Annotated in this window: 17 protein-coding genes; 13 read left to right on the forward strand and 4 right to left on the reverse strand. The window is 36.5% G+C overall.

Annotation, left to right across the window (positions count from 1 at the left end; translation table 11 throughout):
* Positions 1 to 143: 143 nt before the first annotated feature.
* On the forward strand, positions 144 to 1,256 hold the full coding sequence (locus ACTJIP_RS18370; protein WP_077419463.1) for an AI-2E family transporter: 1,113 nt from the start codon (positions 144 to 146) through the stop codon (positions 1,254 to 1,256).
* 111 nt (positions 1,257 to 1,367) lie between these two features.
* Here the strand turns inward: ACTJIP_RS18370 and ACTJIP_RS18375 are convergent, their stop codons facing one another.
* The gene (locus ACTJIP_RS18375) at positions 1,368 to 1,616 is read right to left on the reverse strand and encodes a bacteriocin-like protein (protein WP_077419462.1); all 249 of its coding nucleotides are present in this window, start codon (positions 1,614 to 1,616) and stop codon (positions 1,368 to 1,370) included.
* A 153-nt stretch (positions 1,617 to 1,769) separates the two neighbouring features.
* On the opposite strand from ACTJIP_RS18375, the gene ACTJIP_RS18380 reads away from it, so the two are divergent.
* Positions 1,770 to 2,147 carry a DoxX family protein gene (locus tag ACTJIP_RS18380; protein WP_077419461.1) on the forward strand — a complete coding sequence of 126 codons (378 nt, stop codon included), beginning with the start codon at positions 1,770 to 1,772 and terminating at the stop codon, positions 2,145 to 2,147.
* 108 nt (positions 2,148 to 2,255) lie between these two features.
* On the opposite strand, the gene ACTJIP_RS18385 is transcribed toward ACTJIP_RS18380, so the two are convergent.
* Entirely contained in the window at positions 2,256 to 3,614 is a 1,359-nt protein-coding gene (locus ACTJIP_RS18385) for an acyl-CoA dehydrogenase family protein (protein ID WP_077419460.1), read from the reverse strand.
* Between the two features lie 208 nt (positions 3,615 to 3,822).
* Between ACTJIP_RS18385 and ACTJIP_RS18390 the strand changes: the two genes are divergently transcribed.
* From ACTJIP_RS18390 to ACTJIP_RS18440, 11 genes are all read left to right on the forward strand, one after another.
* Complete coding sequence (locus ACTJIP_RS18390) at positions 3,823 to 4,734, forward strand: DUF4349 domain-containing protein (RefSeq protein WP_077419459.1); 912 nt, start codon at positions 3,823 to 3,825, stop codon at positions 4,732 to 4,734.
* A gap of 156 nt (positions 4,735 to 4,890) precedes the next feature.
* Complete coding sequence (locus ACTJIP_RS18395) at positions 4,891 to 5,766, forward strand: TraB/GumN family protein (RefSeq protein ID WP_077419458.1); 876 nt, start codon at positions 4,891 to 4,893, stop codon at positions 5,764 to 5,766.
* 99 nt (positions 5,767 to 5,865) lie between these two features.
* Entirely contained in the window at positions 5,866 to 6,300 is a 435-nt protein-coding gene (locus ACTJIP_RS18400; RefSeq protein ID WP_410500288.1) for an RNA polymerase sigma factor, read from the forward strand.
* Positions 6,290 to 6,895 (forward strand): hypothetical protein, encoded by a 606-nt coding sequence (locus ACTJIP_RS18405; protein WP_077419456.1) that lies wholly within the window; start codon positions 6,290 to 6,292, stop codon positions 6,893 to 6,895. The genes ACTJIP_RS18400 and ACTJIP_RS18405 overlap by 11 nt, the downstream gene beginning before the upstream one ends.
* 198 nt (positions 6,896 to 7,093) lie before the next feature.
* The gene (pgi, locus tag ACTJIP_RS18410) at positions 7,094 to 8,734 is read left to right on the forward strand and encodes a glucose-6-phosphate isomerase (protein WP_440704929.1); all 1,641 of its coding nucleotides are present in this window, start codon (positions 7,094 to 7,096) and stop codon (positions 8,732 to 8,734) included.
* Positions 8,735 to 8,781: 47 nt separating this feature from the next.
* Positions 8,782 to 9,666, forward strand: coding sequence for a bifunctional 5,10-methylenetetrahydrofolate dehydrogenase/5,10-methenyltetrahydrofolate cyclohydrolase (locus ACTJIP_RS18415; RefSeq protein ID WP_077419454.1), 885 nt, complete (start codon positions 8,782 to 8,784; stop codon positions 9,664 to 9,666).
* A gap of 7 nt (positions 9,667 to 9,673) precedes the next feature.
* Positions 9,674 to 10,303 carry a 7-carboxy-7-deazaguanine synthase QueE gene (locus ACTJIP_RS18420; RefSeq protein WP_440704930.1) on the forward strand — a complete coding sequence of 210 codons (630 nt, stop codon included), beginning with the start codon at positions 9,674 to 9,676 and terminating at the stop codon, positions 10,301 to 10,303.
* Between the two features lie 43 nt (positions 10,304 to 10,346).
* Entirely contained in the window at positions 10,347 to 11,717 is a 1,371-nt protein-coding gene (locus tag ACTJIP_RS18425) for an exopolysaccharide biosynthesis polyprenyl glycosylphosphotransferase (RefSeq protein ID WP_077419452.1), read from the forward strand.
* Positions 11,718 to 11,820: 103 nt separating this feature from the next.
* The gene (locus ACTJIP_RS18430) at positions 11,821 to 12,573 is read left to right on the forward strand and encodes an MlaE family ABC transporter permease (protein ID WP_077419451.1); all 753 of its coding nucleotides are present in this window, start codon (positions 11,821 to 11,823) and stop codon (positions 12,571 to 12,573) included.
* Entirely contained in the window at positions 12,573 to 13,388 is an 816-nt protein-coding gene (locus ACTJIP_RS18435) for an ABC transporter ATP-binding protein (RefSeq protein WP_047381751.1), read from the forward strand. The genes ACTJIP_RS18430 and ACTJIP_RS18435 overlap by 1 nt, the downstream gene beginning before the upstream one ends.
* On the forward strand, positions 13,372 to 13,983 hold the full coding sequence (locus tag ACTJIP_RS18440) for an outer membrane beta-barrel protein (RefSeq protein ID WP_047377301.1): 612 nt from the start codon (positions 13,372 to 13,374) through the stop codon (positions 13,981 to 13,983). The genes ACTJIP_RS18435 and ACTJIP_RS18440 overlap by 17 nt, the downstream gene beginning before the upstream one ends.
* Positions 13,984 to 14,017: 34 nt before the next feature.
* Here ACTJIP_RS18440 and ACTJIP_RS18445 read toward each other — a convergent pair whose 3' ends face one another.
* Together ACTJIP_RS18445 and ACTJIP_RS18450 are read right to left on the reverse strand one after the other, a co-directional pair.
* Complete coding sequence (locus tag ACTJIP_RS18445) at positions 14,018 to 14,329, reverse strand: hypothetical protein (protein ID WP_077419450.1); 312 nt, start codon at positions 14,327 to 14,329, stop codon at positions 14,018 to 14,020.
* Between the two features lie 87 nt (positions 14,330 to 14,416).
* Positions 14,417 to 15,223: a M48 family metallopeptidase gene (locus ACTJIP_RS18450; protein ID WP_047381756.1), complete on the reverse strand. Its 807-nt coding sequence runs from the start codon at positions 15,221 to 15,223 to the stop codon at positions 14,417 to 14,419.
* Between the last annotated feature and the right edge of the window lie 44 nt (positions 15,224 to 15,267).

Below are 15,267 nucleotides of genomic sequence, written 5' to 3' on the forward strand. Positions count from 1 at the left end.
GTTTTATAAATAAATACATTCTTTTCTTGGCTGCATGGAATAAAATTTGATGTAATAGAAGAAAATTCTGAAGGATTGAATAAAAAATTTTTAAATTCAGAAGGGTTTTCTTATTTTTATTCCACACTGCAGATTTTTAGATTATGAATTTTCTTAGACTTCCTTTCCTTGTCAAGCTTACACTTGTGGTAATTTCTATCATCGGTCTTGGCTATCTTCTGGCATTAGGACAGACTATTTTAGCTCCGTTTTTTCTTGCATTCCTGATGGCTATGCTGTTTTTACCGGCAGCGACTTTTATGGAAAGAAAGCTAAGATTTCCAAGATCAATGTCCACAATGACCTCCGTGTTCATTATGTTGATTATTTTAGGCGGGATCATTTACTTTTTTACCAATCAGCTATCAGACTTCAGCAAGGATCTTCCTCATCTCAGTGAACAGTTTACAACTGTTTTCAATGGCCTTCAGCATTGGGTTTCCAAAACATTCAATGTAAAAGTTGATGAACAGGTAGACTATATTAACCAGGGATTGAATAAACTGCTGTCTTCTTCAGGCGCTATTTTAGGATTTACTTTTGGGATTTTCTCTACGGGATTCGGTTTTATTATATTTTTCACTCTGTTTTTTATCTTTATTTTAAATTACAGAAGGCTTTTAAATAATTTTATCGTTACCGTCTTCAACGAAAGACATAAATCAAGCGTACAGGAAGCGGTGAATGAGATCCGTATCATGACCAAGAAGTATATCTTCGGGCTTTTTCTTCAGGTGGTTATCGTTTCAATTTTAACATCTGTTCTCCTTACAGTTCTGGGAGTAAAATACGCTATTCTTTTAGGAGTTCTTACCGGGCTACTAAACGTTATTCCCTATCTTGGAATTTTTATTTCACTTCTAATTTCCTGTTTTATAGCTTTTGCAACTTCCACTCCTTCAACGTGTATTTATGTTGCTTTGGGATATATTGCCATTCATGCTGTAGACGGAAATATTGTGCTGCCATTTGTCGTGGGTTCCAAGGTAAAAATTAATGCTTTATTTTCTTTTATCGGTATTCTTTTAGGAGAGCATCTTTGGGGAATTGCAGGAATGTTCCTGTGTATACCAGCGATTGCTATTATTAAGATTATTTGTGAAAGAGTAGACGATCTTAAACCTTGGGGAAGGTTACTGGGAGAAGAACCAAGACCTCACAAGAAGAAGAAAAGCTATAAGATATCCAAGAATATTACACTGAAAGAAATGGACTGATCGTGAATAATGAGCAATATGCAATGAGTAATAAATAATTACTTTGAAAGCTTAAACTTTGAACTTTAAATAAAAAGACTGCCTTTTTCAAGACAGTCTTTTTTTTATTTTTTATGAAAGAGGACACAAAGGGCTCGTTCCATTAGGGCAAGTGTCTGTACATAGAATATAAGACTGGACGTCCGGGCAGTATCCATAATCCGGAGGTGGCGGCGTTCCTCCAGGGCCACCTAAACAAGGATCTCCTGGTGGAATTTTACATGGACAACCAATTGGTCCTATATCACATTTTCCAACTCCTCCACCCCCTTGGATTTCTCTTAAATCCGTGCGGTTTAATTTTTTAAGATTTTTTAGCATGATCTATTAGTTTTTGTTTGTTCTTCAAAGATATAAAATAAAATTATACAAAAACATCAATTAACGCACATTAACAATTGATTTAATATTTTTTTTTAAATTAATCATAAAATATCCTATTTTTATTTTACATTTGATGCCAAATCATCAATCATGAAAATTATAAAATTCATTTTATGCTTACTATTCGGTCTTATGTTTATTAATGCCGGATTAAACAAGTTTTTTAATTATATGCCTATGGAGAAACCCACTCCTGAGCAAATGAAACTTTTCGCTGCTTTTGGAGAAATCAGCTGGCTGATGCCATTAGTGGGCATCGTTGAAGTCATTGGCGGATTATTATTTATTTTTCCAAAGACAAGAGCACTGGGAGCTATTGTTATTTTACCCGTGATGGTAGGAATTGTCACTCATGTTTTCACTATGGATAAATCTCCAATGGGAATGGGCATTGCCGGAGTAATGTTCCTGATCAATCTTTGGATGATTCTTGACAACAAGGAAAAATATAAACATTTAGTTTCATAAGGCTGCAGATAATAGGTTGCAGTTCTTATAGTGTTCAAATAAAATTTATTGTTTTTAATCAATTTTAAAAACATACTAAAAACTACAACCTATCATCTTACCTGCTTCCTATACAAAAGCACTAAAGCCTGTAATGGAGCGCCCTACAATCAATGAATTGATTTCTTTTGTTCCTTCATAAGAATAAATAGCTTCTGCATCAGCAACAAATCTGGCTACATCGTACTCCAGCAGAATTCCGTTGCCTCCCATCACCTCTCTTGCTCTGGAAACAATATCTCTTGTTCTTAGAGTACAGAAAACTTTAGCTAAAGAAGCATGTTCATCTTTTAAAATTCCTTCATCCTGCATTTCGGACAACCGGAACACCATAGTCTGCATCGCCGTAAGATTGGACAGCATTTCTACCAAATGCCCCTGAATCATCTGGAACGAAGCAATAGGTCTTCCAAACTGCTCTCTTTTTCGGGTATAATCCAAAGCGCTTTCATAAGCTCCGCGTGCACAGCCTGTGGCCATCCATGCCACTCCTGCTCTGGTCATTCTCAGTACTTTTCCTGTGTCTTTAAAAGAATTGGCATTCTGCAGACGGTTCTCTTCGGTTACAAGGCAGTCTTTTAAAGTAATCAATCCATTCTGGACAATCCTTAAAGCCATTTTCCCTTTGATCTTTTCTACAGAATATCCCGGATTATCTTTTTCTACAATAAACCCTTTCACTTCTCCACTATCCAGATCTCTTGCCCAAATAATTATTATATCAGCAAAAGTGGCATTACCAATCCATTTTTTCTGACCATTCAGAACCCAGCCTTCTGGTGTTTTTTTACAGGTTACTGTAAGTCCGCCAGCAGCACCAGAACCTACTTCCGGCTCGGTAAGCCCGAAAGCTCCTATTTTTTCAAATTTCTGCATCTGTGGAAGCCATTTCTGCTTCTGCTCTTCAGATCCGCATATATAGATAGAACCCATTGCCAGCCCGGATTGCACTCCAAAAAATGTAGCAATGGAAGCGTCCACTCTCGCCATTTCCATTGCAATGACTCCTTCCATCAGGAAAGGCATTCCCGGACACCCATAGCCTTCATAGGTAACTCCGCAGATATCAAGTTTCTGAAATTTCGGGATCAGTTCAAATGGGAATTCATCTCTGAGCCAGTAATGATTGACCAAAGGTTTTACTTCTTTTTCCATGAATGTTCTTACTTTAAGCTGAATTTCACGTTGTTCAGGAGTAAGGGTATGGTAGATATCATAAAAATCACCATCAATAGGAGGAAGTTCTTTCTTTTTCTTTTCCGGATCAAGCATTTTCATGAGCCCGGAAAGCTGTTTATCATCCAGTTTTGAGAAATTATGCATCAGTTTGGGTAGATCCACTTTTTGAGAAATGGCACTCAACTGATCAAAATCTATGGATGTGAATAGTCCTATTGCGTTTCTGATTTTGGAAAAGGTATTTGACATAGTGATCGTTTGTAGTTTTGGTTTGTAAAAGATAAGCAAAAATTGCTCCGAAAGCAAGCACCGGAACTGCACCTTGTTTTACAAAACACTTAATTTCAATCAATTAAAACAGAATATTCCGTTTACAAGCTTTTTACTTTTGATTTTCAAGCGTTACAAAAGATCCTGACTGAACTTTGACTCAAGGAAAACAACAAAAATCAACGCTATGAAAACGACTTACATTAAACTATCTCTATCCGCTGTTCTTTTATTAGGTATTTATTCATGTAAAAAGGGTGAAGTTTCTTCAGCAGACCTTGATGCTTACGCTACAACAGATTCTGCCTCTGCCATTGTTTCAGACAGCATCTCATCTGTTGCCGATATGAAGATAAAGGATAAACAGTTCATCAAGACAGCAGATGTCAGTATGGAAGTAAAAGATGTATATAATGCAACCATCGCTATTGAAAAATCGGTTCAGGAGCTTGGAGGGTTTGTCACCAATAGTAATCTTCAAAGTAATGTGGTTTCTGAAAACACCTATAACACATCCAATGAAGAAGCAATGCTTGTCAAAAAATATCAGTCGGAAAACAGAATGCAGGTACGTATTCCTACGGAAAAGCTTGGTGAACTATTGACAGCAATCAATACAAACAAGTTATTTCTTAATTCAAGATCCATTAATGCAGAGGATGTGACTGCCAACATCAAATATTCGGAACTGGAAGGAAAAAGAAACCAAAAAACATCTGACAATATCAGCAAACTGAAAACAAATAAAGATAAAGTAACTCTGGATGATGGGAATATGTCTGAAGGAAATCTTCAAAAGCTGGCGAGTATGAATATGACAGACGATCTGAAATACAGCACCATTGATATTTACATCAAAGAACCTCAGTTACGTATTGCTGAAATTGCTGTGACGAACACTACAAGCATTGATAATAAATATAAATACAATTTCATCTACGATGCAAAAGATGGTTTTGTGTATGGTTTTTATCTGATCCAGAGAATTATAATAGCCCTTATCAACGTCTGGCCTATTCTATTAATTGCAGCTGCGCTGATCTATTTTCTAAGAAAAAGAAAAATTTCAAAACCTGAACAACCGAAGATTCAACAATAAAAAAACTCTACTAACCAATTGGTTATCATCATAATTTTAGATTTTACAACCTCCTGTTTTCGGGAGGTTTTTATTTTTTTTGAAAAAAACTGTAACGATTGTAATGCCTTCTTTACCTACTGTTTAAAAGAACAGAAAATCAAAAAAATTAATAATATGAAAAATTTAGTAAAAATTGGATTCGCAGCTTTATTATCTGTAAGCACGATAACCACAAAAGCACAGAACACAAATAAAAATAATGAAAACAGCCTGCTTTGGGAAGTATCCGGAAACGGCCTTTCTAAACCCTCTTATATTACCGGGACTTTTCATATCTTATGCAGTAAAGATTTTGAAATAAAACCTAAGGTATTAAAAGCTCTTGAGAAATCTGACAACTTTGTTATGGAAATCAATTATACAGATCCTACTGAAATAATGTCATTACAAAAAATGTTTAAGACAGATAAGAAAATATCTGAGCAGCTTTCTCCTGAAGAAGCTAAGGAACTCAATACGATTCTCGCCAATTACGGAACAGATCTGAAAAGCATAGATTCTTCAAGTCCACAGGCGCTTTATGCACTGCTTTCCACCAAAGCAATCCCATGTTCTCAGAGCGAAGTAAAACTTTACGAAATGGAACTTCTTCAAAAGGCAATAAAAGATAAAAAGAATATTAAGGGTCTGGAAAAAGTAGAAGAGCAGATGAGAAGTATTAATGAAGCTTATGATCTGAAAAGCACCATCGCACAGCTTAAAATGGGTAAGGAATATGAAATATTATTCAGACAGATGATTGAAGCCTTCAAAAATGAAAATGCACAGTCACTTTACAGTCTATTTAAGGATGAAAGGTTTATGAATGCTCAACAGGAAAAAGCAATGCTGACCAACAGAAATCAAAACTGGGTAAAGACAATGCCTGAAATGATGAAAAAGGAAAGTTCTTTCTTTGCAGTGGGCGGCTCTCATCTTATGGGGGAAAACGGCATTATTCCTCTTCTTCAGTCAAAAGGCTATACAGTAAAACCTGTGTCTAGTTTATAACACTAACCAAACCATGAAACTATTGTGAGTACTCCAACTGAAACTGCTTTTTTAAAGCTCATCAACCAGCACAAGGGCATTTTATACAAAGCTTCAAGGATCTACGCAGATTCTGTAGAAGACCGGGAAGACCTGCAGCAGGAAATTCTTATCCAGCTTTGGAAATCCTATCAGAATTTCAAAGGGAACAGCGAGTTTTCTACGTGGATGTATCGGGTTGCCATCAATACTGCTATTACCTATTTAAAAAAGGAAAAACAGAGATCCGGTAATCATACAGATGCTCCTGCTCATTTTGAAGTTCAGCAGGAAGATTATAACCCTTCAAAGGACAGGCAGTTGGAAGTTTTCTACAGTGCCGTTCAGGAGCTGAATTCTTTAGAAAAAGCAGTCATATTTTATTTCATGGAAGGAATGTCACACAAAGAAATTGGAAATAATTTAGGACTCAGCGAAGGCAATGCCCGCGTAAAACTTAACAGAACAAAAGAAAAAATACAACAAATCATAAAAAAATCAGGTTATGAATTTTGATCAATTAAAAGAACAATGGAATAATGAAGACGGTAACGTCCATATTCCTGACAACATAGAACAATTAAAGGAAAGCAAACACCCTATAGAAAAGATTCAAAAGAGTATGAAAAAGGAATTTCCTGCGCAGGTTCTTTCTATCATACTTATTGGCTTTTTCCCGCTGCTATTCCAATTTCCTTCTTCACAATATACCATTTATTATATATCCTATACTTTATTGGTGGTAGTCTCCTGTTATTATTTATTTGGGTTTTATCAATTTTACAAACAAGTCGAACTTTATACTGGAAACACAAGAAACAGCCTGTGGAAGATATATCACGAGCTCAGGTTAAACATGGAGAGATATCAATCTTTTGGTTTTTTGTTACTTCCCCATTTTCTAATAACCTTAGGTTTACTTGCATTTAATATGTTGGAGAAAAAGGGTGAATCGTTAGCTGATATTACCCATAAATATCAAATATCACTCATTTTATTAGTATTGATAGGCGTTTTTTCTGTCGTAGTAAGCATTATCTTATGGACAAAGTATATTTACGGCCCCAGTGCCAGACAATTGGAAAAGATTCTGAATGAAATGGAAGAATAAACCATTCTTTATAAACACTAAAAATGAAGTCTCAGAGAATATCTGAGGCTTTGTTCTTTAAAAAATCATTATTTATCATCTTCAAATTTATCTGAGGTTTTATTTTTCCGTAAATTTGCACATCAGAAATAAATCATTATGGATTATGAGCTATTTTCATCCGATACATGATTTTCTGAGCGATAAAAATTCTGTAATATGCTATCAAAAATAAATCCAACACAAACTAACAGCTGGAAAGCGCTTGCCGAACACTTCGGTGGAAATGACTTTGATCTTAGAACTCTTTTCCAGTATAATCCGAACCGTTTTAATGAGTTTTCCCTGCAAAAGGACAACTATCTGTTTGATTATTCTAAAAACTTAATTGATTCCAGAACGAAGGATCTTTTGTTACAATTGGCAGAAGAAAGCCAGCTAAAAGATGCTATTTCCAGAATGTTCTCCGGTGATAAAATCAATGAAACGGAAGGAAGAGCTGTTCTGCATACGGCATTAAGGGATTTCTCAGACCGTGAAATTCTTGTGGATGGAGAAAATATCAAACCACAGATCAAAAGAGTTCTTGATCATATGAAATCTTTTTCTGAGAAAATCATTTCAGGAGAACATAAAGGCTTCAGTGGAAGAGAGATTACGGATGTCGTAAACATCGGTATTGGAGGATCAGATTTGGGTCCTGTAATGGTTTGTTCGGCTTTAAAGCATTTCAAAACAAGATTAAACGTTCATTTTGTTTCCAATGTGGACGGAAATCATATCGCAGAAGTGGTGAAAAACTTAAATCCTGAAACCACTTTATTTATCATTGCTTCCAAAACCTTTACGACTCAGGAAACAATGACCAATGCAAACTCAGCAAAGGACTGGTTTCTGAAGGCCGGAAAGCAGGAAGACGTAGCAAAGCATTTTGTTGCTTTATCTACTAATATTGAAGAAGTTAAGAAGTTCGGAATTGCAGAAGAAAATATTTTTGAGTTCTGGGACTGGGTAGGTGGAAGATATTCTCTTTGGAGCGCTATTGGATTAAGCATCGTTCTTTCTGTAGGATATGACAACTTCGAGCAGCTTTTAAGAGGAGCTTTTGATACTGACCAGCACTTCCAGACTGCTGATTTCTCTGAAAACGTTCCCGTATTAATGGGACTTCTGGGAATCTGGTATCGCAATTTCTATGCAGCAACCACTTATGCCATCTTGCCTTATTCCCAATATCTGGACAGGTTTGCAGCCTATCTTCAGCAGGGAGATATGGAAAGTAACGGAAAATGTGTGGACAGAAACGGTGAATTTGTAGAATATGAAACAGGACCTATCATCTGGGGAGAGCCTGGAACAAATGGTCAGCACGCATTCTATCAATTGATCCACCAGGGAACAGAATTGATTCCTGCAGACTTTATTGCTTATACAAAGAGTCCGAACAAAGTTTCGGATCATCAGGATAAATTATTAGCTAACTTTTTCGCTCAGACTGAAGCACTTGCCTTCGGAAAACTGGAAGAAGAGGTTGAAGAAGAGCTTAGAAATTCAGGGAAATCTGATGAAGAAATAGACAGACTGATCAATTTCAAAGTCTTCCACGGAAATACACCTACTAACTCTATATTATTCAAAGAATTAACTCCTTTTTCATTAGGTCAGCTAATTGCTTTATATGAACACAAAATTTTCGTTCAGGGAGTAATCTGGAATATTTTCAGCTTTGACCAGTTTGGAGTGGAGTTAGGAAAAGTATTAGCCAACAAAATCCTTCCTGAGCTTGAGAACAATGAAGCAATAAGTACTCACGACAGCTCAACCAACGGATTGATCAATTACTATAAGGAAAACAAATAGTAAGTAAAAAGAAAGTAAAAGTAAATCTATAAAGTAAAAAAGTAAAAATGGCAGAAATTCTTGACGGACTTAAAGTATCCAAGGAAATTAAAGCAGAGATCAAGGTTGAAGTAGAAAAGATTCTCGCAAGCAAAAGAAGAGCACCCCATTTGGTAGCTATTCTTGTAGGAAATAATGGAGCAAGCAAAGCCTATGTAAACTCTAAAGTAAAAGACTGTGAGGAAGTAGGATTTCAATCCAGCTTAATCAAATTTCCTAGTACAGTTGCTGAATCTGAACTATTGGAAAAAATTGACGAGCTTAATAAATCTAAAGCAGTTGACGGATTTATCGTTCAGTTGCCTTTACCAGATCAGATTGATCAGGAAAAAATTATCAACGCAATTGATCCAAGAAAAGACGTGGATGGTTTCCACCCTGAAAACTTTGGAAAAATGGCTCTTGAAATGGATACTTTCTTACCGGCAACTCCTTTCGGTATTTTAACATTATTAGAAAGATATAATATTGAAACTAAAGGGAAAGACTGTGTAATTATCGGAAGAAGTAAAATTGTAGGAAGACCAATGAGTATCCTGATGGGTAGAAAAGATTTCCCTGGAAACTCTACAGTTACCCTTACACACTCCTATACAAAAGACATTGAAGAATATACAAGAAAAGCAGACATCGTAATTACCGCTTTGGGAGATCCTCATTTCTTAAAAGGAGATATGATCAAAGAAGGAGCTGTAATTGTTGACGTGGGTATTACAAGAGTAGATAATGACTCTCCAAAAGGATATTATCTTGCAGGTGACGTAGATTTTGACAGCTGTGCAGCTAAAGCAAGCTGGATTACTCCGGTACCTGGAGGAGTAGGCCCAATGACAAGAGCGATGTTGATGAAAAACACCATCATTGCTTACAAAACTTCGGTCTATAACGACTAATTTTAAAATGAATAAAGAAGAAGATATTTTATTAAAAGAAGGTAAAATGCTCCCTGTAATGGAGCATTTTTACACTTTACAGGGAGAAGGAGCACACACCGGAAAAGCCGCTTATTTTATCAGGCTGGGAGGTTGTGATGTAGGATGTCACTGGTGTGATGTAAAAGAAAGTTGGGATCCGGAACTCCATCCTCTGATGAATACAGTAGAAATTGCAGAAACAGCTGCAAAACATTGTAAAACAATTGTTCTGACGGGTGGTGAACCTCTAATGTGGAACTTGGATATATTGACTTCCAGATTGAAAGAGCTGGGATGTACAGTGCATATCGAAACTTCGGGAGCTTATCCTCCGAGCGGACAGCTGGACTGGATCACCCTTTCGCCAAAGAAAACAGGACTTCCTAAAGAAGAAATCTATCAGAAGGCCCATGAGCTTAAAGTTATCATTTTCAATCAGCATGACTTTACATTTGCACAGGAACAGGCAGCAAAAGTTTCTGAAAACTGCAAGCTTTATCTTCAGAGTGAATGGAGCAAAAGAGATGATATGTATCCTAAGATCACAGATTTCATCCTGGAACATCCGGAATGGCAGGCTTCAGTTCAGACTCACAAATATCTGAATATCCCGTAAAAAAGCTTAAATTAGCTGGGCTTATCCGCTATAATACCGATAGATGCAGAGAATTCGATACTCTAGATACCTGAAATCGATCATTATGTTGCTTGACCTTATGGTTATTGCATCTATCTTCATATTCTTTTTTATAAGCAGAAACGAAAGTTTAAAATACAATAAAGAAACCTGGTATCAGAATATTTTTTCTCTGATTCTGTTGTTTTTGTTCTGGGTGCTTCTGAGCGGTAGGACAAAAATATACAACATTCCTAGAAACCTTACTTATACCTTGTTTCTTGAACGCCTTTTAATCCACTTCCTCTTTTTTATACTTGGCGTACTGCTTATAGGAAAGGTAAGTAACAATGTATTTTTCAATTCGGATATATACTGGCTCTCTCTTTATCTTTTTATTTTCATCTTCCTTGTAAAGTCTTTGATCTATTTCGCAATCAAGTACTTACGATCCCTTGGAGCCAATTACAGGAATGTGATGTTCTTAGGAGACAGCCACTCCACGGAGATCCTGAAAAATATTTTTACAGACCGTAAAGACTACGGATACAGAATATTTGAATATGAAAATTCTGATATCAATAGTAATGAGCTGGTTACTTTCTGGAAAAAGAACGGGATTCATACTCTGTTTTTATCAATGGAAAACTCTTATGATGAATGGATTCAGAATGAGATTTTCAAATTGGCAGAAGATAATAAGATTCATATTTCACTCATTCCGAGTATCACACAAAGTGATTTTTTCCTGTATGATCTGGGATATATACAAACCCAGCCGGTTCTTAATCAGGCAAGATATCCTTTAGATTATTATTCTAATTTTCTAATGAAAAGGACGTTTGATATTTTGTTTTCTGTTATTATACTGGTTTTTATCTGCTCGTGGGTATTCCCGATCATTGCCGTTTTAATCAAGGCTACTTCCAAAGGCCCGGTATTTTTCCTTCAGAAGAGATACGGTTTTCATGAAGAGGTATTCAATTGTCTTAAATTCAGAACAATGGTTGTAAATGATGAGTCCACAACCAAAACCACCTCAGTAAACGATTCAAGGATTACCAAAGTGGGTAAGTTTTTAAGAAAAACAAGTCTTGATGAGCTTCCGCAATTTATCAATGTACTGAAGGGGGAAATGTCTGTAGTAGGGCCGCGCCCTCATATGCTTTCCGTTGATAATTATTATAAACCAAAAATCGGAAGATACAGCTTAAGAAGTATGGTAAGCCCCGGCATCACAGGATTAGCACAGGTAAATGGATTACGCGGTGACTTCGGAGATGTGGAAGTAGAGATGAAAAAACGGGTTCTGGCCGATACTTTCTATGTAAGAAACTGGAGTTTTGTACTCGATCTTGTGATTACTTTAAAAACCGTTTTTCTGGTTATAGGGGGAGATAAAAATGCAAAATAAAGAACAGGACCAGTTCAATATCGAAATAATTTTAACACAAAACCAGGCTTTAGTCTTATTCTCGACTCTAGCCCAATTAAATAAAAAAGTCTAATTTAGCAGTATGTTAAAAAAGTTTTTCACAGCAGTAGGAGAATACATGATCCTCTTGGGGAAATCCCTGCAGAAACCTCAGAAAATGAAGGTTTTCTGGAAGCTGTTCATGAGAGAAATTAATGATTTGGGAGTAAATTCTTTCGGACTTGTCATCTTCACATCCATATTCGTTGGAGCTGTAGTGGCTATTCAGATGTTCAACAACTTTGATGCTTCTTCTTTTCCTATTCCACCTTCATTTGTAGGATATGCTACAAAAGCAGTTTTGGTTCTGGAATTTGCACCTACCATTATCAGTTTGATTCTGGCAGGAAAAGTAGGCTCATACATTGCTTCCAGTATTGGAACAATGAGGGTTTCCGAGCAGATTGATGCATTAGATATTATGGGAGTAAACTCACCCAATTTTCTGATACTACCTAAAATTATCGCCTGTATGATTTTTAATCCCCTTCTTATTGCTATCAGTATCGTATTTGGTATTGGAGGAGGCTATATAGCCGGGATTTTAACAGGAAACTGGACGGAAAACGACTATATTGTTGGGATTCAGATGTATATGCCGAATTTATTTATTTACTATGCATTTAGCAAGACTATCGTTTTTGCGTTTATCATTGCTACTGTACCGTCTTATTTCGGATACAATGTAAAAGGAGGATCGCTGGAAGTAGGTAGAGCCAGTACACAGGCTGTAGTATGGACAATGGTATTTATTATCATTTCCGAATTAATTTTAACCCAATTAATATTAAGCTGATGATTGAGGTAAAAGATCTTAAGAAAAGTTTTGATGATGTTGAAGTACTTAAGGGAATTTCAACTTCATTTGATAAAGGAAAAGTAAACTTAATCATTGGGCAGAGTGGCTCCGGAAAAACCGTTTTTTTAAAGAGTTTATTGAATGTTTATATGCCCTCTTCAGGAGAAATCTTATTCGACGGCAGAAATGTAAATACCATGAACAGGGAAGAAAAACAGCATCTTCGTTCAGAAATCGGAACCGTATTCCAGGGAAGTGCATTATTTGATTCCTTAACTGTGGAAGAGAATATCATGTTTCCTCTTGATATGTTTACCAATCTTACCTACAGAGAAAAAAAGAAAAGGGTTTTCGAAGTAATAGGACGAGTACATCTTGACAAAGCGGAAAGAAAGTATCCTTCTGAGATCTCAGGAGGAATGCAGAAAAGGGTAGCGATCGCCAGAGCTATTGTCAACAATCCGAAGTATCTATTCTGTGATGAACCCAATTCCGGGCTGGATCCTTATACTTCTAAGATAATTGATGATCTCCTTTACGAGATCACCAAAGAATATAATACGACCACCATCATCAATACTCACGATATGAACTCTGTAATGACGATTGGCGAGAAAATTGTATACCTAAGACTTGGAATCAAAGAATGGGAAGGGAATAAAGACATCCTGATTACCGCAGGCAATAAAAATCTGATTGATTTCGTTTATTCTTCAGAACTGTTTAAAGAGCTGAGAGAATATTTACTTGAGAATAATAAAACGATTGAAACTACAACTACAAAAATAGACGATAATGAAAAAGGTACTTAGTATAGCGTTAATAGGATTTTCAATGTGGGCTTCTGCACAGATTTCACTGGCAGGTAAGGCTAACTTAATCTTTCCTACCGGATCTCCTTCCTGGTCTAATATTAAAGGAACAGTGAATGATGCCATTGACGGAACAGGTAAAAACAATGTAGGTTTCAATGTAGGACTTTCATTAAAAGTGGGTCTTCCTACTTCATTGTTTGTGATGCCCGAAATCTATTATACTCATTTCAAAAATGAGTTTACTACAGAGAACACTACTTTTGATGTTAAAAGCAACCGTATAGATGTTCCGGTTCTTTTAGGATATAACCTTTTGGGGAATATGCTAGGTGTTTTTGTAGGTCCTGTTGGAAGTTTTAACTTAAATAAAGACAATACTTACAACGATTTCAAAGAAAATGCTAAAAATGATTTTACCGTTGGCTACCAGTTTGGGGCACAGCTAGAAATCAAGAAGCTCATTGTAAATGCAAGATATGAAGGCGCTTTCAGTAAAGATGAAAGAAACTTTATCAACAGAGTTTCCGGTTCGGAAATCAGATATGATAACAGACCTAACCTGTTTATGGTAGGTTTAGGATATAAATTCTAATCAGATATCGAAATAACAACTTAAAACCCTCAAATTAAATTTGAGGGTTTTTATTTTGGTCTTCAAGCTCAGCCTGGCGTTTTGCAATATCTGCAGCCTGTTTTTCAAGCTCTTCTTTGTCTTTCTGCAGTTGTTTGAATTCTTTTTTCTTCTGGTCTGCTTTTATAGCGCTTCCTTTACTTAGATAACCTACCATTCCTCCAATGATAAGTCCTATTCCTACTCCTGCCATTATTCCCATAATGTGAGAAATTTTTATTTGTTCTACGGCAAAATCAGTCGTTAAATAGAAAAGTAATGCAGAAACAGCCAAAAGTATAAGTCCGGTAATTGATAAACTCTTCATAATATTGTGTTTAGGTGGTTTAAATAAAAAAGCCTTACCAAATTTACTAAAAATTTAATAAGGCCTTATTCAAGATTAAAATTCTAATTATATTTTTCCTCCCGCAGCCTTATAATATTCCAAAGCTTTCGGAAGATCCTTATTGATATCTGAAATTCTTGTTTCCGGATTTGGGTGGGTAGATAAGAATTCTGGTTGTCTTGCTCCTGTAGATGCCGCTTCCATTCTGTTCCAGAAAGGGATTGCCGCTCTTGGATCATATCCTGCCATAGACATAAGATAAAGCCCCATTTCATCAGCTTCTGACTCCTGACCTCTTCCGTATTTCAATAATGCCACCTGTGAACCGATAGGATATACCTTCTGGAAAACACTGGCCCATTGTGAATTTGAGATTGTTCCTCCCAGGATAGCCCCTCCGTACTGGGCTACCATTGCCTGAGAAATTCTTTCGTTTCCGTGGCCTGCCAGTGCGTGGGAAACCTCATGTCCCAATACTACTGCAAGTCCGTTATCATCTTTTGTAACCGGTAATATTCCGGTATAGACAGCTACTTTACCACCTGGCATACACCAGGCATTCAGTTCGCTGCTTTGCAGAAGATTAAATTCCCAGCTGTAGCTCGCAAGATCTGCTGATCTTCCTATGCTCTGATAATATCTTTCTGCAGCGCTTTTAATTCTGTTTCCTACATTTACCACTCTCTTTGCATCTGCCGTACCGGTAATCACCTTACCTTTAGACAATGTCGTCTTGTATTCCTGTGAAGACATTGTTAAAATTTCCGAGTTGTTGGCCAGCTGTAAAGACGATCTTCCAGTAATCGGGTTTGTAGTACAGGCAACAGCCGACAGAGCAATAGCTCCCATTCCTAATAGATGTGTAACTTTCATAGTTTGAGTGTTAATAATTCAACCTTAACAATTTTTATTCCAAA

This window comes from Chryseobacterium sp. 22543 (genome assembly GCF_052044565.1).
Lineage (GTDB): Bacteria > Bacteroidota > Bacteroidia > Flavobacteriales > Weeksellaceae > Chryseobacterium.